The 20951-nt window shown below is 35.1% G+C and carries 17 protein-coding genes; 13 read left to right on the forward strand and 4 right to left on the reverse strand.

The window, feature by feature from the left end; all coding sequences use genetic code 11:
- Nucleotides 1–74 precede the first annotated feature (74 nt).
- Both manA and DKK79_RS04920 read right to left on the reverse strand, forming a co-directional pair.
- Entirely contained in the window at nucleotides 75–1262 is a 1188-nt protein-coding gene (gene manA, locus DKK79_RS04915) for a mannose-6-phosphate isomerase, class I (RefSeq protein ID WP_110423083.1), read from the reverse strand.
- A gap of 147 nt (nucleotides 1263–1409) precedes the next feature.
- Nucleotides 1410–2594 (reverse strand): carbohydrate porin, encoded by a 1185-nt coding sequence (locus DKK79_RS04920; RefSeq protein WP_110423084.1) that lies wholly within the window; start codon nucleotides 2592–2594, stop codon nucleotides 1410–1412.
- A 344-nt stretch (nucleotides 2595–2938) separates the two neighbouring features.
- Between DKK79_RS04920 and prfA the strand changes: the two genes are divergently transcribed.
- The 5 genes from prfA (at nucleotide 2939) to DKK79_RS04945 (ending at nucleotide 10262) form a co-directional block, all read left to right on the forward strand.
- Nucleotides 2939–4024 carry a peptide chain release factor 1 gene (gene prfA / locus DKK79_RS04925; RefSeq protein WP_110423085.1) on the forward strand — a complete coding sequence of 362 codons (1086 nt, stop codon included), beginning with the start codon at nucleotides 2939–2941 and terminating at the stop codon, nucleotides 4022–4024.
- Nucleotides 4021–4857, forward strand: coding sequence for a peptide chain release factor N(5)-glutamine methyltransferase (gene prmC, locus DKK79_RS04930; protein ID WP_110423086.1), 837 nt, complete (start codon nucleotides 4021–4023; stop codon nucleotides 4855–4857). Before prfA ends, prmC begins: the two co-directional genes overlap by 4 nt.
- 17 nt (nucleotides 4858–4874) lie before the next feature.
- Nucleotides 4875–5729 (forward strand): 3-deoxy-8-phosphooctulonate synthase, encoded by an 855-nt coding sequence (gene kdsA, locus DKK79_RS04935; protein WP_110423308.1) that lies wholly within the window; start codon nucleotides 4875–4877, stop codon nucleotides 5727–5729.
- 447 nt (nucleotides 5730–6176) lie between these two features.
- Nucleotides 6177–7586 carry an OprD family outer membrane porin gene (locus DKK79_RS04940; RefSeq protein WP_110423087.1) on the forward strand — a complete coding sequence of 470 codons (1410 nt, stop codon included), beginning with the start codon at nucleotides 6177–6179 and terminating at the stop codon, nucleotides 7584–7586.
- A 9-nt stretch (nucleotides 7587–7595) separates the two neighbouring features.
- Nucleotides 7596–10262 (forward strand): beta-N-acetylhexosaminidase, encoded by a 2667-nt coding sequence (locus DKK79_RS04945; RefSeq protein WP_110423088.1) that lies wholly within the window; start codon nucleotides 7596–7598, stop codon nucleotides 10260–10262.
- Nucleotides 10263–10329: 67 nt separating this feature from the next.
- On the opposite strand, the gene rraB is transcribed toward DKK79_RS04945, so the two are convergent.
- Entirely contained in the window at nucleotides 10330–10722 is a 393-nt protein-coding gene (gene rraB / locus DKK79_RS04950; RefSeq protein ID WP_110423089.1) for a ribonuclease E inhibitor RraB, read from the reverse strand.
- Between the two features lie 70 nt (nucleotides 10723–10792).
- Here rraB and rnm point away from each other — a divergent pair, with 70 nt between their 5' ends.
- The 8 genes from rnm to DKK79_RS04990 all read left to right on the forward strand — a co-directional run bounded on the left by rnm (nucleotide 10793) and on the right by DKK79_RS04990 (nucleotide 19007).
- Nucleotides 10793–11623 carry an RNase RNM gene (rnm, locus tag DKK79_RS04955; protein WP_220019005.1) on the forward strand — a complete coding sequence of 277 codons (831 nt, stop codon included), beginning with the start codon at nucleotides 10793–10795 and terminating at the stop codon, nucleotides 11621–11623.
- Nucleotides 11624–11710: 87 nt separating this feature from the next.
- A complete protein-coding gene (locus DKK79_RS04960; protein ID WP_110423090.1) occupies nucleotides 11711–12331 on the forward strand; it encodes an L-threonylcarbamoyladenylate synthase in 621 nt (206 codons plus the stop codon).
- A 33-nt stretch (nucleotides 12332–12364) separates the two neighbouring features.
- Entirely contained in the window at nucleotides 12365–13069 is a 705-nt protein-coding gene (locus DKK79_RS04965) for a DUF3592 domain-containing protein (RefSeq protein WP_110423091.1), read from the forward strand.
- Nucleotides 13070–13111: 42 nt separating this feature from the next.
- Nucleotides 13112–13993, forward strand: a complete 882-nt coding sequence (gene rluB / locus DKK79_RS04970) for a 23S rRNA pseudouridine(2605) synthase RluB (RefSeq protein WP_110423092.1) — start codon at nucleotides 13112–13114, stop codon at nucleotides 13991–13993.
- 294 nt (nucleotides 13994–14287) lie between these two features.
- On the forward strand, nucleotides 14288–15673 hold the full coding sequence (locus tag DKK79_RS04975; protein ID WP_110423093.1) for a hypothetical protein: 1386 nt from the start codon (nucleotides 14288–14290) through the stop codon (nucleotides 15671–15673).
- A 25-nt stretch (nucleotides 15674–15698) separates the two neighbouring features.
- The gene (locus tag DKK79_RS04980) at nucleotides 15699–16865 is read left to right on the forward strand and encodes a hypothetical protein (RefSeq protein ID WP_146211982.1); all 1167 of its coding nucleotides are present in this window, start codon (nucleotides 15699–15701) and stop codon (nucleotides 16863–16865) included.
- Between the two features lie 25 nt (nucleotides 16866–16890).
- The gene (locus tag DKK79_RS04985) at nucleotides 16891–18285 is read left to right on the forward strand and encodes a hypothetical protein (RefSeq protein WP_146211983.1); all 1395 of its coding nucleotides are present in this window, start codon (nucleotides 16891–16893) and stop codon (nucleotides 18283–18285) included.
- Nucleotides 18286–18296: 11 nt separating this feature from the next.
- On the forward strand, nucleotides 18297–19007 hold the full coding sequence (locus DKK79_RS04990; RefSeq protein WP_110423096.1) for a hypothetical protein: 711 nt from the start codon (nucleotides 18297–18299) through the stop codon (nucleotides 19005–19007).
- Between the two features lie 717 nt (nucleotides 19008–19724).
- Here DKK79_RS04990 and DKK79_RS04995 read toward each other — a convergent pair.
- The gene (locus DKK79_RS04995; protein ID WP_220019006.1) at nucleotides 19725–20741 is read right to left on the reverse strand and encodes an amidohydrolase family protein; all 1017 of its coding nucleotides are present in this window, start codon (nucleotides 20739–20741) and stop codon (nucleotides 19725–19727) included.
- Between the last annotated feature and the right edge of the window lie 210 nt (nucleotides 20742–20951).

Genomic DNA, 20951 nt, shown 5'->3' on the forward strand with positions numbered 1-20951 from the left:
ATATTCGTTTTATTGTGTAAAACGGACGTATTTAACCTATTAAAAAATAATAATTTTTACCCTATTACAAAAAATTAATCAAACGCTTTAGCTAAAACGCCTACTCCGGTATAACTGTAAAGACCAGTTTGATAAGCAATAAACGCTGATTCACCTTTCTGCAATGTTAGTGATTCAGTGTCGGTCGATAATGTGACTTTACCATCAAGACACAACAAAATCTGTGCACTATCGACTTTTTCATTACGTATGTTTTCATCACTTTGGATAATTTCAAACTTAAAATCATTGACAGGTACAGGGAAATCAATTTTATTGTCCTTCACGATAGGTTTAGTTAACAATTGATTTAGTGCTAGGCTAGTAAAATCAGTATTATTAATAAGCTCTGAACTATCTATATATTTGTGTGTTAAACCTGCTCTAAGTACATTATCTGAATTAGCCATAATTTCCAGCCCAGTACCAGACAGGTAAGCATGTGGGGTTTTGGCAGATAAAAACATTGCTTGTCCCGGCTGAAGTTCGATGACATTTAACAGCAACGGCATAAATAAACCAATATCGTTAGGATAATCGTTAGCTAAGGTTTTAATGGTCAAATATGGTTCTTCTTCAAATGAGCTAATTTTCAATAATAGCTGTTCAATCAACGAGTTTTTTACCGACTCAGAGAGGTTTAATAGGTAGGCAAAAAAATGTTTTAATTGATCTGGATGCGGGTTGCTTGCTAATTGTGATATTGGTTCAATTAAATCAGGTATCGCTACTGTTTCAAAAAGCGAGACAATCTCTTCAATTTGACGGAAGGAACGCATAGCTTTATATGGTGTTAATGCATATATAAGTTCAGGTTTATGATTAGGATCTTTATAATTTCGATTTGCTGCGTCAAGTGCAATACCTAGTTGGTTCTCTTTAGCAAAACCAAGTTTTGCATTTTCAAGAGTTGGATGAACTTGAATAGATAAAGCTTTGTTAGCGGAAAGAATTTTAAATAAGAAAGGAAGTGAGGCAAAATTTTGATAAGTTTTAGCGCCTAACATTTGCTCTGGGTTCTCTTGAATTAATTTATCTAGCCTGATTTTTCCTTGCTTAGCGTCAAAAACTAAAGAACACCCCAGTGGATGAGCCCCCATCCAGATTTCCGCCATTGGTTGTGACGTTGGATTTGCAATACCAAAGAAATTGGTTATCCCATCAATACTGCCCCAATCATAATGCTTGGTGGTATTTTCAAGTTTCCATATAGTTTGACTCATATTTACATCCTTTAAACTATTTGACTCATCAATATCGATAAGTTATGTGATAAATATACTACTACCATAATTATCTGCAATAAATGATAAAAAAGCCAGTTTAACTTAGAGATTAAACTGGCTTAGTTGACTATTTAGTCAGGTTAATTAATAAAAGTATTTAAATCTTACTCGAGCACCATAACGATCATCGGTGTTATCACCGTGTGATTTATTTCTATCAAGTAACGACCAATAAGCACCTAAATAGATATTAAAATTATCCATATCTAAAACATTATCAATTAAATAAGATGTATTAACTGTATGAATTTTATATTTTCCTTTATTATTGATATGACCATCTTTAATCCGATTATCTGGATTAAATTTTTTAATATCGTTATTTGCAAAGTAGTATCCTAAACCGATTTTTTCCCACACAATATCGGTACCAATAGTCATATCTTTTTCATCTTTAGCATCCATATAGGCAAAGCTGGTATTGATTTTAAAACCTTTGTTGGCAGCGTCCCAATCATCTTCGCTATTCCATGAAAAAGTTGCGCCATATCCAGTTCTTTTTGACTGATCGCGAAATTTACCGTTATCATCATAATAACCGTAAGCGTTTTTAACCACATTGGTTTCGGCTGCAATGGCAGTTGAAAAACTGTCATTTTTCCAAGATAGTACCGGACGTAGATAGACCACATTTTTCTTTTTATCAATTTGATAACCATGATAAGTCGATTTATTAAACATTTTTTCGCCATTATTGATTAAGGCATTTAATTCGAAATTCATATGATTAAATAGCGGTTTATTTAATTGAATACTACCACCATTTTTACTCCGACCACGACCTTCTTTCATCATATAAATATAACCAAAGCCGTCTTCATATAAATCATTGGCGGTATTGCCTGAATATTCGATAAAGGTGTCTTGTCCAAGAGGAAACATATCATAAGCTTCATAACGTCCAATTTTAATATTCCACTCTTGTTTCTGACCAAAATAAAATGCTGCATCATCTAGATTCATATCACCACTTAAATCCGCTAATGGCTGCACTACGAAACCAGCAAAATTCTTGTCGTTAATTTCACGATAGCCATCTAAACCGATTAATATACGTCCATTGATATCCCAACGATCCTTATCTGCCGGTTTATTTTTTTTATCCGCAGTCTCTTTTAAAGAACTAAGTTGCTGTTTACTACTAGCGGCATCGACATTAAATTCGACGTCTCCATATAACTTTAACTGTCCTTGTGGCGTATCCCACTCAATAGTCGCATTTGCCATTGAACTTAATCCAATTAGACTACATATAAACATCTTCTTCATAAAATTAACTCCTTGAATAGTTACAATATTTAACAATACTTATGTATACGATAACAATATTTAACAAATAATGGTGGTGAAAATTTATAGAAATGCTTTTGGATTCGTGATGATATCGTTTACATAAAATGTTATATCCAGTGACGATGTTTTAAAATGAGCAAAATCAAAATTTGTGACACAGGTAACATTTTTAGGTGAATCGATTAATTATTTATTATTAATATGATGTAATTAACAATGTTATTTAACTTTACTATAAGCAAGCAGAAACTGTATTTTAAAGGCAATTGAGTATATAATGCCGAGCAAATTCATTTAATCATTATCAATTATATAGAGTTATGAAACCTTCAATTATCAGTAAATTGGAAACGTTGCAAGAGCGTTATGAAGAGGTTCAAGCATTACTATCCGATGCAACGGTTATTGCCGATCAAAACCGATTTCGAACCCTTTCGAAAGAATATGCACAATTAACCGATGTGGTTAAGTGTTTTGCTAATTGGCAGCAAACACAAGAAGATATTGAAACAGCTAAAATGATGCTTGCCGATCCTGAAATGAGTGAAATGGCTCAAGAAGAGTTAAACCAAGCATTAAGTCAAGTTGAACAGCAAGAAAAGCAGTTGCAAGTACTTTTATTACCGAAAGATCCAAATGATGACTATAACTGTTTTGTCGAAGTTCGAGCTGGTACTGGCGGCGATGAAGCGGCTATCTTTGCTGGTGATTTAGCCAGAATGTACACTCGCTATGCCGAATCTCGCAATTGGCGTGTTGAAATCATGAGTTTTAATGATGGTGAACATGGCGGTTATAAAGAAGTGATCTTGTTAGTAAGTGGAGATGGTGTTTATGGGCACTTAAAATTTGAGTCAGGTGGACATCGTGTTCAACGCGTACCTGAAACCGAATCACAAGGGCGTATTCATACTTCAGCTTGTACTGTGGCGGTTTTACCTGAGATTCCTGAAGCAGAAATGCCAGAGATTAATCCTGCTGATTTAAAAATTGACACCTATCGTTCATCAGGTGCAGGTGGTCAACATGTTAATACCACGGATTCGGCAATTCGTATTACCCATCTTCCAACCGGGATTGTGGTTGAATGTCAAGACGAACGTTCTCAACACAAAAATAAAGCGAAAGCCATGTCAGTGTTAGCCGCGCGTATTCAAGATGCTGAAATGCGCAAACGCCAACAAGAGGAAGCATCAACCCGACGTAACTTATTAGGTTCTGGTGATCGTTCAGACCGTATTCGAACTTATAACTATCCTCAAGGACGCGTGACAGATCATCGTATCAACCTTACCATTTATCGTTTGGATGAAGTAATGGAAGGTAAATTGGATATGTTAATCGAACCAATTGTTCAAGAATACCAAGCAGATCAGCTTGCAGCGTTATCGGAACAGGATGAATGACCTATTTAGAATGGCTTAAATTTGCATCGCAAACCTTGACCGAAAGTGAGAGCCCAAAGCGTGATGCTGAAATTTTATTAAGTTTTGTCACGCATAGGACGCGCACCTTTTTAATGGCATTTGGTGAAACCTTATTAACTGATGATGAACTTATTGCTTTAGATGGTAATTTAAAACGGCGTCAAGACGGTGAGCCAATAGCGTATATCACCGGTGAAAAAGAATTTTGGTCATTAAAATTTAATGTTTCTAATTCGACTTTAATACCTCGACCTGATACCGAAAAGCTGGTCGAGCTTGGTTTAGATTATTTACCCAAAGTACCTTGTGAAGTATTAGATTTGGGCACTGGTACTGGGGCGATTGCGATTGCCATGGCTACTGAACGTCCTGACTGCTTATTTACGGCAATTGAAAAAAATAAAGATGCTTTAATATTAGCTCAACAAAATGCCAATCAAATTGGTGTCAACAATGTTTACTTTTTACAAGGTGATTGGTATAAACCGATTAAAAATCGCAAATTTTCAATGATTACCAGTAACCCGCCTTATATTGATCCAACGGATATTCATCTATCACAAGGCGACGTTCGCTATGAACCGCGCAGCGCTTTAGTGGCTGAAGATAATGGCCTTGCCGATATTAAAGTTATTGTCCAAGGTGCAACCAAACATTTAAACCAATATGGTTGGTTGCTTATCGAACATGGTTGGAAACAAGGCTCAGCAGTCCAAACAATTTTTAAACAACACGGATTTCAATTAGTCGAAACCATCACTGACTACAGTGGCAATGATAGAGTTACCCTTGGTCGTTGGTTTAAACCTTAAGTAGGAATAAGTTTATGATTAAACAAAAAAAAGTAAAAGTCGGTAATATCACGGTCGCCAATGATTTACCATTTGTCTTATTTGGTGGCATGAATGTGCTTGAATCACGTGATTTAGCAATGAAAATTTGTGAACATTATGTCACGGTAACCGACAAACTCAATATTCCTTATATTTTCAAAGCGTCTTTTGACAAAGCTAATCGCTCATCGGTTCACTCTTATCGTGGACCGGGGTTAGAAGAAGGAATGAAAATCTTTCAGGAATTAAAACAACAATTCGGCGTAAAAATTATTACTGATGTGCACACTGAAGAGCAGTGTCAACCAGTCGCTGATGTGGTTGACGTTATTCAATTACCTGCCTTTTTAGCAAGACAAACCGATTTAGTTGTAGCAATGGCGAAAACGGGTGCCGTAATTAATGTTAAAAAACCACAGTTTGTTAGCCCAGGTCAAATGGGCAACATTGTCGAAAAATTTGAAGAAGCTGGTAATGATCAAGTAATTCTTTGTGATCGTGGTAGCTGCTTTGGTTATGATAACTTAGTGGTTGATATGCTTGGCTTTAATGTCATGAAGAAAGTCAGCCATGGATCACCTGTGATTTTTGATGTAACTCATGCATTACAATGCAGGGATCCAATGGGGGCAGCTTCAGGCGGTCGTCGCGGTCAAGTTACTGAATTAGCTCGTTCCGGTATGGCAGTGGGGATTGCGGGATTATTTTTAGAATCACATCCTGATCCAAGCCATGCAAAATGTGATGGTCCATCAGCATTGCCATTAGCCAAACTTGAACCATTCTTACAACAGATGAAAGCCATTGATGAACTCGTTAAAAGCTTTGCAGAGCTTGATACTGAAAACTAATTTAAGTTTAAAATGATTAATTATTAAGAGAAATGCTATGCATTTCTCCTTTTTATTGCCTATTCTTATCAGCGACTTGTTTTTAATTATTACTCTTTGCTATTTCCTTTCTTAATGTCATCGCCATGTCTTCACCCCAAAAGTTATAAAAAATAATCAATTAATTTATCTGGTAAAAAAAGTGTGGATAATTTCACAAAAAAAAGCCAAATTTCTATTTTTTTGGTGATTTAGATCACGAATTTGAATCATTTAATTCGCGGACTAAAATATGTTTATGTATTATAAAAATGCATATTTACCTTATCTCCACTTTAAATATGTTCAGTAAATATTGTCTAAAAAACAAATCAAAGTAGTTGAAAATTTAGTTTAAGTTGTAAAAAACTAATTAAAAGTTGGCAATTTTAATGCTCGTTTACTCAGCCTAATTTTAGGGAAGCAACTATGAATAACAATGAATTATTACCGTGTCGTTTAAATCTTTTTACTAAACTTATTTTATCTATCACCGTGTTAACCAGTATATATCCAGTGCAAGCTGAGTATGCTAGCGATTTTGTCGATGATGCTTCACTAACAGGTAATGTATTTTTCTGGAATCGTGATCGGGAAAGAAAAAATCTTGATGTACATAAATACCAAAAAAATCTTAGACATTCATCATTTAATACCAATTTAGATTTTAGGTCAGGCTATATTGCTGATCGGCTAGCTATTGAATTGGGCGGTTATGGCGCATGGGAAGTCAGTAATGGTGGTAACGGGCATCCGAATGAGATTGGTTTTAGTGGTGCTAATACTCGTTGGAATGAAGATTGGAAAAAAGATGTTAGTGGCTTAAGTTTTTATAAAGCGCAACTTAATTTTAAACTTGATGAACTGTTTTGGATCAAGGCCGGTTATATTCAACCTTCTGGACAAACTTTATTTGCACCGCATTGGAGTTTATTACCTGGTACTTATCGTGGAGCAGAAGTTGGTACCGTACTTGATTTTGATGCTGCTGGTGCTTTATCCATGTCCTATATGTGGACAGATAAATACAAAGCGCCTTGGTATAAACGCCTCTATGAATTCAAACGTTGGCAAAAGGGTAAAAAAATCGATTTTTTACACTCAGTCGGCATGAAATATGATTTTAAGAATGATCTTGTACTCGAAAGCGCATTTGGCCAAGCACAAAATTACATGAATCAATTTTTTGCGAAAGCTTCTTATAAAACAGATGTGTTAGATAATCCATTAACCATGAGCTACCAATTTTATGGCGCTAAAGATCAATCTCATAAAGGTACTAATGTTTATGATGGTCTAGCGTGGTTGCAAGCAGCGACTTTAGGTTATCAAGTTGGTCCAGTTGGATTCCGACTTGAAGGGGTTTCGGTAAAAGCAGAAGGGGAGCAAGGGTTCTTCTTACAACGTATGACGCCTGATTATGCATCATCTAATGGACGATTAGATGTTTGGTGGAATTCTCGTTCTGACTTTAATGCCAATGGCGAAAAAGCCGCATTTTTTGAAGTCACCTATGATTTAGGTCACTTAAACCATTACTTAACGGGTTGGAAAACCGGTGCATCTTATGCTTATGGTTGGGATGCCAAACCAAATTCGACATCAGATAAACGCAAGAATCGCTTAGTAGAATCAGCTTATAATTTCGATTTGGGGTATACCATTCAAGATACTTGGGCAAAAGATACTTCATTCCAATTACACTACACCAAATATAACAACCATGAAAATCATATAAATAGTTGGGATCATGGATATGGCAATATTTTCCAAGATGAACGCGATATCAAATTTATTGTTACTTTCCCTTTCACCATTTTCAATGCTAAACAAAAATAGGTAACCGATATGAAAAAGTTTAAATCAGCTATACTTGCTACTTTGATCACATCATTATTAACTCTAGGAGCCAGTCAATCGGTTAATGCGTCACAACAAATAGTTGATACGATGAGTTCACAGCTCCGCTTAAATTATCAAATAGTCGATAACAACGCCGTAAACGCAGGGGTAGATTGTGCTGCATTGGGTGCAGATTGGGCTTCTTGTAACAAAGTGACCTTAACGCTTAAAAATACAGGGCCAGCAATAACCAGTAAAGATTGGGCTATCTACTTCCATAATATTCGCATGATTTTAGCGGTTAATAATGATCAGTATAAAATTACCCACGTAACCGGTGATTTACATAAATTAGAACCGACAGAAAAATTTACCAATATTCTTGCTAACTCACAGGTAACTATTCCAATTATTGGTGAATATTGGCAAATAAGTGAAAGTGATGTGATGCCTCGCTGGTATGTAACTTCAACGGATGCTAACCCCAAAATAATTGCCAACACCAATACTGATTCTGATAATTTGTCGGCATTTGTGGCACCACTAGGTGAACAATGGAAGATATCACCTAATGACCATAATATTTTAATGACCCCTGAAAGCCGTTACCAACGTAATAGTGACATTAAAAAAATTGCAGCAGATTTATTGCAAGGCCAAATTTTACCAACCCCAGTTAAACTTACGGTTGGCAAAGAGACCATTACCCTCAATCAAAACGGTGTTAATTTAATGCTTAATGGCTTAGCACAATCTAGCCAATCAGTGTTAGAAAGTCATTTTAAACAATTAAATATTGCGGTGACAAAACAAGGTTTTAATGTCAAAGCATCGATTGACAAAACTGCCTTTGAAAAAGGTGTTAATGGCAGTTATAAGCTTGATATAACCTCAGAGGGCGCTACTATTGTCGCCTTTGATGAAAGTGGTATTTTTTATGCTGTAGAATCGATTCTCTCGTCAATTGGCAAATCGTCAATCATTAATACACTTTCAGTTGAAGATGCGCCTCGTTTTGAATATCGTGGAATGATGCTTGATACCGGTCGAAATTTCAAAAGTAAAAAAGCGGTATTACAGTTACTTGATATGATGTCAAAATATAAGATGAATAAATTCCACTTCCATTTAAGTGATGATGAAGGGTGGCGAATTGAGATTCCTGGCCTACCAGAACTCACTGATTTTGGTAGTAAACGTTGTCATGATTTAACTGAAAAACAATGTTTATTACCACAACTTGGATCTGGGCCAAACAGTGATAATAATGGCAGTGGCTACTTTACTCGCGCAGATTATATCGAAATCGTTAAATATGCCAATGCGCGATTTATTGAAGTTATTCCAGAAATCGACATGCCAGCTCATGCCAGAGCTGCTATCATGTCAATGGAAGTGAGATATCAACGCCTTATGGATCAAGGAAAACCAAATGAGGCTAATGAATATCGATTACTTGACCCAAGTGATACCTCCAATACCACCACAGTACAATTCTATAATCGGCAGAGTTACCTAAACCCATGTTTAGACTCTTCGAAAAAATTTGCTGATAAAGTAATTAGCGAAATAGCCAAAATGCACGTTGAAGCTGGACAACCGATTTCAACATGGCATTTTGGTGGTGATGAGGCTAAAAACATTCACTTCGGCAACGGTTACCAAGATATTCATGCCGCGCAAAAAGAGGCTGGTAAAGGTTTAATCGATCAAAGTGTCGAAGATCATCCATGGGCAAAATCACCAGCATGCCAAACCTTCGTCAAGCAAGGCATAGTAAAAAATATTGAACATTTACCAAGTTATTTTGCGGTTGAAGTGAGTAAAATCATAAAAAATAATGGAATTAATCGCATGCAGGCTTGGCAAGATGGCGTAAAATTTGCCACTAACGCCAAAGCTTTTGCTACCGATGAAGTGGTGGTCAATTTTTGGGATAACTTATACTGGGGCGGGTATGACTCAGTCAATGAGTTTGCCAATAAAGGCTATAAAGTCATCGTATCTAACCCTGATTATGTTTATTTAGATATGCCTTATGAAGTTAATCCAAAAGAAAGTGGTTACTATTGGGCTTCGCGCTTTAATGATGAACGTAAGATTTTTAGTTTTGCACCGGATAATTTACCACAAAATGCGGAAACCTCATTCGATCGAAATGGTGATGGATTTGCCGCTAAAGGTACCATGAATTGGCCAGGCGCCTATGGCTTATCAGCACAAATCTGGACGGAAAACATTCGCACCGACGATAAATTGGCCTACATGGCTTATCCTCGACTATTGAGTGTTGCCGAGCGGGCATGGCATAAAGCTGAATGGGAAACCGACTATCAAAAAGATCGCGAATACCAACAAGGCAAAACGCAATATGTTGATCAGCAACAACTAAGCAACGATTGGAATCATTTTGCTAACTTAATTGGTCAACGAGAATTAGCTAAATTAGATCATGCTTCAATTAACTATCGTCTTCCTGTTCCTGGAGCGAAGATTGAAGATGGCAAATTAGTTGCTAATGTTGTTTTTCCTGGCTTAACTATCGAATATTCAACCGATAAAGGCGAAAATTGGCAGGCTTACAACGGTCCGGTAGCGGTAAATGGCGCCGTTTCGATCCGCAGTGTCTCGGCTGATAATAAAAGAACAAGTCGTGTTGAACAACTGAAATAAGCATTTTAACTATTTCTATCCGTTTACTGGCGGATAGGAATAGTCTTAATTAAAAAGCTATTATTCATTAATGAATGGTTTCATTAGCTTCATCATCAAATTCGTCATCATTACCATCTTCGAAATAGGTTCCCCAACCGTCATAATTAACGTTAAATTGGTTTGCCAGTGTAATGATTTCGGCAATTTGCGCATTTATTAACTCAGCATCTAATGGACTTTCAGTAATAATGTCAAAACCAATAACAAAATTACCTGTATCATCAACATCTTCATCCGGATCAGTTGCCTCGTAGCCTAATTTATAAGCCTCGACCGCCACTTTTTCTAACTTATCAAAGTTTTGTGATGATATATGATGTTCAATAATATACAGCGCATGAGGATCACTACCGTCTTCTAAAAGTTCTTGAATAATAGCTAGCGTGTCTTGCTGAGCAAGTTGAATTTGATCTTTCATAATATACCTTTTAGTGGTCGTGCAAATTGTGTGGTATATTACACTTTTAAAAATAATTTTCGAGAAAAAAGTGATCGTCGACTTACATTCGCACACTACTGCATCAGATGGTATTTTAACCCCAAGTGAACTAGTTAGAAGAGCTGCTGATAATCAAATCAGCATGTTAGCAATTACTGATCACGATACGGTCAAAGGTTTGCCAGAAGCAAAAGAGACCATCATGCGTGAAAACCTAGCAGTAAAATTAATTTATGGCGTAGAAGTTTCAACCATATGGAAAAATAACGAAATTCATATTGTTGGCTTGAATGTCGATATTGAAAATTCGCAGTTGCTTGAACTGTTATTAGCTCAAGAGCAAGGGAGAATTAATAGGGCAATTAGCATTAGTGAAAAATTGGCTAAAGTGAGCATCCATGATGCCTATGAGCAAGCTCAACAATTCTCCAAAGGCGATATTGTTTCGCGCTCCCATTTTGCACGTTTTTTAGTGGCGAGTGGTTATGTGAAAGATATCAAACAAGCGTTTAAAAAATATTTAGGCAAAAGTGGTTATGCATATGTTCCGGCAAACTGTTGTAGCATTGCCGATGCGGTTAAAGTGATCCATGCCGCTGGTGGACAAGCGGTTTTAGCTCACCCATCTCGTTATGATTTAACCTTGACTAAATTAAAATTATTAATTAATGAATTTAAAACCTATGGTGGTGATGCCATTGAAGTTTCACAAAGTCGACAAACTCAAGAAGATCTACAGCAACTAGCCAAATTGGCTAATGAATTTGAATTGTTGGCCTCACAAGGTTCGGATTTTCATGATTTGGTAAATTATCTTGATTTAGGTAAAACAGCGTCATTACCGGGTAGCGTTACGCCAATTTGGTCTGATTGGCGCTGATGTTAGATCACGCATTTAATTTGTTAAGCCATGACAAAAAACTCGTTCCCTACATTTTTTAATCAGCAATTATGAAAGAAGATTATTATGAGCCAGACCTTTTATATACACCCGGATAATCCACAAACCAGATTATTGGATCAAGTTGTCAAAATATTAAATGACGGTGGAGTTATAGCATTTCCTACTGATTCAGGTTACTCACTAGGCTGTTTACTCGATAACAAATATGGCGTAGATCGTATTTGTCAAATCCGAAATCTGGATAAGCACCATAACTTCACATTAATGTGTCGCGATCTATCGGAACTCTCATCTTATGCATATGTCGATAACACCACCTTTCGGTTATTGAAAAATAACACGCCAGGTAAATATGTCTTTATTTTGCAAGCCAGCAAAGAAGTACCTCGACGATTAATGAACGAAAAACGCAAAACAATAGGATTGCGTATTCCGGATAATAAGATCGATTTAGCGCTTCTTGAATTGTTAGGGCAACCTTTAATGACCACCACTCTCATTTTACCCGATGAAAATGAAGCCCAATCCGATCCTGAAGAAATCGAAGATAAAATCGGTCACCAACTCGATGCTATCGTTCATGGCGGTTACATTAGCGAACAACCAACCACGGTTATTGATTTGACCAATGATTATCCAGATATTATTCGAAAAGGTAGCGGTGATATAACACCTTTTGAATAAAATAAAATTAAGCAATTAACAAGAAAAAATAAAATGAAGAAAATAATGTCGGTTATTTTAGTGCTTAGTATTGGATTAATGTTATTTTTAGGATTTTTCTCTATCAAACAGATAAATTTTATTAATTCATCACTAATAACTACCGGCACTGTGGTTGACTTAGAAGTCTCCTATATAAGAAACTCTGATGGCACACGATCATTATCTTATCATCCTATCTTCTTATTTGTAGATAACCATCAACGAGTAAGAAAGCTTCAATCCGATGTCGGTAGTAATCCGACCATTTATCATAAAGGAGAGGTGGTTGAGATTATCTATAATCCTGAAAATCCTGACCATGCAAAAATTAATAACCTTTTCACCTTGTGGTTTACTGAAATTATTATTGGGATATTGGCAATTGTCCTATTTTTAATTAGTGGAAGTTATTTTTATTTTAATGTCAGAAAAAACCGACTTAAGCGTAAAATGCTAACCAATGGTCAACAAGTTGAAGCAAAAATAACTTCGATTGAACTTAATACTGGCATAGTTATTCAAGGTCGCTCCCCTTATGTCATTTACAGTCAGTGGCAAGATAAATTAACCCCTGATGATATATATATTTTTAAAAGTGAAAATATTTGGTTTGATCCGACTCCTTTCATTAATAGAGAGACCATAACCGTCTATATTGATGTAGCAAATGCAAAACGCTATTATGTCGATATTAGTTTTTTACCTAAGGTAAAATAAATCATCCTTAAATAGAGATACCTGTGAAGGTAGCGAGGCAAAATGAAAAAATTGAATTCTGAAAAATTACAAAAAGTGTTAGCCAATTTAGGCAATGGCTCACGTCGTGAAATTGAAGCGATGATCGTTGCGGGCAAAATTAGTGTTGACGGTAAAATTGCAACATTAGGTGACCGGGTCGATGTTAATGCCAACCCTAAAATTCGTATTAATGGCCACTTGGTGCAATTAAGAAGTAAAGAAAAAGAGGTCTGTCGAGTACTCGCTTATTACAAGCCAGAAGGCGAGATCTGCTCTCGCCATGATCCGCAAGGTCGTGCCAACGTATTTGAGCGATTACCACGCTTAAAAAATGCTCGTTGGATCAATATTGGTCGACTTGATATAAATACATCGGGTTTATTGCTATTCACAACAGATGGTGAACTAGCTAATCGCCTTATGCATCCAAGGCATGAAATTGAACGCGAATACGCTGTTCGCGTATTTGGTAATATTACTGACCAACAACTTAATCAACTTCGCAAAGGCGTTCAGTTAGAAGATGGTCCTGCTGCATTTAACTCCATCAAACCACAAGGCGGTGATGGACTAAATCAGTGGTTTAATGTGGTTATTACCGAAGGTCGTAATCGAGAAGTTCGCCGCATGTGGGAAGCCATTGATGTTCAAGTTAGTCGCTTACTTCGTATTCGCTATGGTAATATCACGTTACCAAAAGGTTTATCGCGAGGTACATGGATGGAACTGGGTATTGATTCAGTTAATTATTTACGCCAATTAGTCGGCTTACCTGCTGAAGTCAAAAGCTTTACCACTAAGTCATCTTCCGACAAACGCATAGCCAAACCGAAACGACCGAAACTTAATAAGACAAGCAGATCTACTCGTCAAAAAGTGAATAAAAAACCGACACGAATGTAAAATCTTGCTAACCCTTAAATAAAAATGACTATTTTATTTAAGGGTAACATCATCCCGCCAATTAATTTTAAACATTTACCAAAACCACTAATAGCATTTATTGTTAATAATTAATAACAAAATGTAAAAAAAGTAGCAATAAAAGTTAATAATTAGCTAAAAGTTTAGCATAAACTCAACCAACAGTTTTTTAATAAACTGATAAAAATCTCCATTTTTATATAAACATATCAAAAATGGATATGAAATACTTGAAATAACTATTAGTAAAAAAGAAGTAAATAAAGGAAGTTTATGCGCAAGATTATTGCTATCTTTTGTATATTTTTATTAACGGCATGCCATACGCGAACCGCTGAAGATGCATTTAAGGAAGGTCGCTATATAGAAAGTATCAATCTTTTAGCTGCCAGTTTGGATGAAAAAGGGCCAGCAAAGTTTGATCAAGCAGATGCACAGCGCCTACAAACTATTGTTAGTAATGTAATGCAGTTTTACGAAAAAGACCTTAATTACTTCCATCAATATGATTATCCTCAAAAAATAGATGCATATAAGCATTTATTAACTATGAAAGAGATATTAAGTCATCGCTTTTATTCTGATCACATCAGTTTTTTCAATGATAAATATGACACTAGGCAATTAAAGCAAACTCTTGCTAAAGAGTATTATGATTATGGTAATTACATTACTGGCACTGACAGTGAAAGTTATCGAACAAAAGCCGAATTATTTAAAAATAGTTTGTCATACGACAATTATAAAAATGCCGCCACTTTATATAAAAATGCCAATACTAAATATATGCAGATGGCAGCCAAAAATTACTATGACCAAGGTAAACAATTCGAACAACAGGGAAATTATAAAGCTGCTGCTCAAGCTTTTAGTCAGGCTTCATCGATATACAAACCACTAGGTAAATATAAAGATAGTGACAAACTTGCGAAAGATAATGACAAAAAATATGCTACCCAGCAGGCTCAAGAGGCTTATCAACAAGCTAAACAACTGGCAATGAATGCGACAAAGCGTTATGAATATCGAGAAGTTGCCAAGTATTATGCGCAAGCAGCATCCATATATCGGCCATATGGACAATATTTTGACGCCAGTTCATTAGCTGAAACTTATGCTAAAAAAGGCATAATTAAAGTTTATTACTATGGTTCAAGTTTCACCGATGAAATAAGAGATAAATTAAGTGCAAATTATATTCAATTTGCCAATTACTCGAGTAGTGCAGAGATAGATATTCGAATTGACTTTAAAAGTGATTTTGTCGATCTAGATAAATCAGTAACTAATGAAACTAAGATTGAGCAAGTCTTTGATAAATATATTGAAGCAAAAGATAAAAACGGTAATACAACTCAAATCAAAACTTACAAAGATCAACGATATAACTTACAAACAGTAACTCATAGTAACAAATTAACCTTAACGGCTAGCATTGAGGTTCACGGTATCTATAGTTATAGCAAATCATTTAAAATTCAAGAATCCTCAGTTAAACATGACTATATTTATAGTGGTAATGTACCTGCCAAATTTCATAATCACAGTGATGGTCACTTAAAATCGAAAGATGATTTATACACTCAAGCCAAAAGAGATTTATTATCCGAGCTAAACTCAAGATTAGACGATATTGCCAAAGATCTTTCATATCTATAATGGACAATTTTTAATAAGGAAAAATATGATGAGAATTATTACCATTTTTTTAATGATGTTTTTATTAATTGGTTGTACACATCAACGGACATATCGAGATGTTTATGCGGAAAGAAATTATCTTGAAAGCATCAATTTGTTAGCTACTACAATAGAAGGAAAAAGTGAAGCAAACTTTAATAAAACTGATGCCGCACAGCTGCGTCAGTTAGTGACTGATGTAATGAACAAATATGAAGATGAATTAGACAGCACCAATAACACAGATTATAAAAAGCGCATTGAAATCTATCAAAAACTGTTAGAGATGAACAAGCGTTTAAGTAATCGTTTTTACAGTGCGGAATTAGTGAACTTTTTCGATAAATATCCTGATGAAAATTTGCGACAGAACATTGCTAAAGATTTCTATGACCAAGGGGTAAATTTCGAAACCCAAAACGACTATAAAGCTGCAGCTGAGGCATTTAGTCAAGCATCATCAATATATCAACCACTAAGTAAATATAAAGACAGTGATAAACGCGCTTATGATAATGCTAAAAAACACGCTACTTTAATGGCCGAAGAGGCTTATCAGCAAGCAAAAATGCTTTCGAAAAACGCAACCCTACGCCTAGAATATCGTCAAGTCGCCAAATATTATGAGCAAGCCGTAAATGCTTATCGTCATTATGGACATTATAAAGATGCGGCTTCTTTAGCTAACACTTATAAACGCAAAGGAATAATAAAAGTTTATGGCTATGGTTCTGAATACTTTTCTGACATAAAATTGGCTCTAAATAAAGATTATATCACTTTTGTTACTTCTCCTATTGACGCTGATCTCAAAATTAAAATAACTTCTGATAAAGAATATAAAGTAACAAACACACAGATTGACATGCCAAACACCCGAAAAGTATTTGATAAATACATAGAACATATCGATGCTCAAGGCAATAGCATTCAAATCCCAACGTTAAAAGATGAAACTTACTATACGAAATTGGATACTACTAACAATATTTTAAGCCTAAAGACTGTAGTAATGATGAAAGGACTTATTGACTTTTCTGACACTATGTATGCAATAACTTCAAGCTATTATGAAAATGATGATGATTTACTACCAGTAGCAAAAAGAGAACAGATCACTAAATTAAGATCATTGCTAGAAAGTATTGCTCAAAAACTTTCTTCCCTTTAATGGACAATTTTTAATAAGGAAAAACATGATGAGAATTATTATTGCCGGTTTATTAATGTTTTTATTAGTGAGTTGTACTTACGAACGCACATCTCAAGATGCTTATGCTGAGGGAAACTATGTTGAAAGCATCAATCTACTAGCGGCAAAAATAGAGGAAAAAAGTGAAGAAAACTTTAAGCAAACTGATGCCGAAAAACTCAGTAAGTTAGTAACTGATGTGATGAACAAATATGAGGATGAATTAACTAGAACCAATAAGATTGATTATAAAAAACGCATTGATGTTTATGAAAAGTTATTAGAGATTAACCAACGCTTAAGTAACCGTTTTTACAGTGCTGAATTGGTGTTCTTTTTTGATAAATATTCTGATGAAGACTTGAGGCAAATCATTGCTAAAGATTTCTATGACTATGGTAATTCAATCACTGGTACTGATTCTGACAGTTATCATACAAAAGCTGAGTTATATAAAAGTGGTTTGTCTTACTACAGTTATAAAAATATTGCTACTTTATATAAAAATGCTAATACCAAATATATGCAGATTGCCGCTAAAGATTTCTATGATCAAGGTAGAAATTTCGAAAAACAGAAAGATTATAACGCTGCGTCTGAGGCATTTAGTCAAGCATCATCAGTATATCAACCACTAGGTAAATATAAAGACAGTGATAAACGCGCTTATGATAATGCTAAAAAACACGCTACTTTAATGGCCGAAGAGGCTTATCAAAAAGGTAAAAAACTGGCAAAAGGCGCTGACAGACGCTCAACTTTTCGTTCAGTTGGCGAATATTATAGGCAAGCCGCAGACGTATATAGTCGTTTTGGACGTTATAAAGATGCAGCTTCTTTAGCTGAAAAGTATCATAATAAAGGTTTAATATCGGTTTATTTTCATTCTGACGATCTCTGTTCTGATGTAGGCTCAGCTTTTTCTGCTGATTATCTCCCCTTTGTCAGTTCTTCATCTAGTGCAGATGTCATAATTAGTGTGACTTGTAATAGCCGTTATTACTCCCCTCAACAATCGTATAACATGGAAATAAAACGCGAAAAAGTATTTGATAAATATGTAGAACAGACCGATGATCAAGGGCATACAACTCAGGTCGAAACTTTTAAAGAAGTGTCTTACAACGAGTCAACCAGAACTTATCGCAATAGCTTAACATTATCGACTGAAGTAAGCGTTAGAGGACTTATTAGTTCAAGTAGCTCATTTACTATAGAAAAATCTTCAGAAAAATATGAGGTTTATTATTGGGGTGGAGATGTACCTTCACATGTACATGACTATAACGAAGGTGTTTTAGAATCTCCATATGAATTAGAACAAAGAGCTAAAAGCGAACAAAGCGGTCAATTAAGATCAATAATTGAAAGTATTGTTAAAGATCTTTCATACCTATAAAGGACAACTTTATGAAAATTAAAAAATTAATGAAAATTATTTTGGCCTCTTTATCAATATTTCTATTAGTTGCTTGTGCCCACCAACGCACATATCAAGATGCTTATGAAGAAGGAAACTTTGTGCAAAGCATCAATCTATTAGCGGGAACAATAGAAGAAAAGAGTGAAGGAAATTTTAAGCAAACTGATGTAGAAAAACTGCGTGAGTTAGTGGTTGAAATGATGAATAAATATGAGACTGAATTAGCGAATGCCATTAAATCTGATTATGAAAACCGCATTGAAATCTATCAAAAATTATTAGAGATGTCCCTGCGTTTGACTAATCATTATTATAGTCCGCAATTAGCCTTCTTTTTGGATAAATATTCAAGTGAAGGTTTAAAACAAAAATTAGCTAATATTTATATTGAACAAGCAAACGCTATCCCCGCTATATATCCTGGAGATTATGAGAAAAGAGCAATTTTATATAAAAAATCATTAGATTGGTATTATGATAAAGATATCGAAAAAGCTTATATTTACTCTGATACTAGATACCGGCAACTTGAGGCAGAAGTATTATACAAACTTGCCAAACAACAAATACAATTAGGAGATTATAGTACAGCGGTAACTTGTTTTAGAACGATTATCGATATTTATAAGCCTTTAGGTCATTACAAAGACACTAAAGAATTAACTAATTACTATGAAAAAAAAATGATCAAACGTTAAGCTTATAATTGATATTCACAAGGTGAAAATATAGCTAAAGATGCGATACGACATTATTAATATCGACAGGCAGCAACAAATATTTATGCAAAGTATGGAAATTATCGAGATTCGCAACAAAAAGCAATAAGCTATGCTGGCCAAGGTAAAATAAGACTATAGGTGACAGGTAATACAAATTAATTTTCTAATTTTGTTGAAGATTATTTCAAAAATGATGATGCTATTATATTAGTTAACAACAGCAGAAATAGTGACATTACTATTAATCTTAGCGAAAAAGAGAGATATTCGGATGATGGTGGTGAGTAACAAATGACACTAAAAAGAATGGTGAAAAAGAATATAATTTACAAACTGAAACATTGGTAAATAATTATAGTTTAAACCTTAGCGTATATATTTTTGAATTAAACGGTTATTCTGAGAGGTTTTCAGCTGAAAAAAGTTCAAGACAAGTTAAGTATACATACACTGGAGATAAGCCTAGTTACGAATTTGATAGTACAGACGGTAATTACTATTCTTGTAGTGAATTAAGACAAAAAGCAGAAGATGATATAAAATCAAGTTTTAGCAATTACCTTTCTAGGCTTTCTTCAGCAATTCATCAATTATAGATAATAATCAATAAATATAATCCCACTCAGTTATTCTCTAGGTGGGATTTTTATTTTTAAAGATAACTAAATCTCTGTTAAATTTTTAATCAAACAATTATTCAATGCCTAATACCATACGCCCATTTTTGGTGGCAACATTTACCACATTATCTAAATCTGTATAACGACAGCCAGTGACTAATAATTTAAGCTCTTCCCACATATTACCGGTTGAAAAAGGTAACATATAATCACTGACGTTATCAGTCCCAATTGCAACCGGTATCCCTGCGGCAGCAAGTTCATCGACGGGTGTTAATGAATTGCGGGTTGGGCCATGTTCTTCACGGCGTGGGCTATCGATCCAAGCAAATGGGCAAGCAATTACCATCATTTTAGCTTCTTTCATTTTTTGGTAGAGTTTTTGACGATATTCCAAACTATGAGCAGTAATTGAAATACTATGAATGGCCACCACGCGACCATGCATATTATGCTCAATGGTTTTATCAGTTAATTGTTCGGTTTCGATCTCATCCGATGAATTAAATTGGTCAACATGCACATGCACCATCTTGCCTAATGATTTACCGGTCTGCATTAACACATCCAAATGTTTAAGTCCCATTCCTTCACCATGATCGCGCTCATCACGACGAGGTAAACCACCGATAATATCGACTAAATCAGCGCCTTTATCAAACCAATAACGTGCTTCTTTATCAATTACCCCTTTAAGGGTTTGGTTGACTAATTTAATGATAATGTCACTTTTATAGGTTTCACGCGCTCGCAGCGCCCCTCTAATTGCGCGCTCTTCAGCAATCGGGTCGATATCGACAAACGATCCCATGGCGGTTACACCTTGTTCAATCATACGCTCAACCGCCATGCTAAAATGCCGATAATAATCATCTTCGGTCATTGCCGCTTTGACTTTATCTAGCGTATCCCATTTTTCAATCAGAGTTTGTTTTTGATAGACATCAAAACTATCGACAGTGATTGTAAAAGCACGATCGGCATGCATATGTGAATTAACCCAACCGCCATTTTGCTTAATTTTATTCATCAAATATGCTTTTAAACTTTGGTCTCGACTGGTTGATAACATTGTTTTATTATCGGTCATAATGTGCCTCTACAATTCAGTTACTATTAAGATTTAAATCGACAAAAAAAATCCTCCAAAAAGGAGGATCAACATGACTTACATGGGTTATTGTTTACGATGACTAAATTATTATTTTTCATAGAATATTTATTGTTAAGTTCTAATAAGTTGTCGATAATTCTAATGTTTTTATTGATAATATCAAGTACTTTAATTTTAAAAATATCT

This window comes from Gilliamella apicola (assembly GCF_003202915.1).
In the GTDB taxonomy this organism is placed as follows: domain Bacteria; phylum Pseudomonadota; class Gammaproteobacteria; order Enterobacterales; family Orbaceae; genus Gilliamella; species Gilliamella apicola_Q.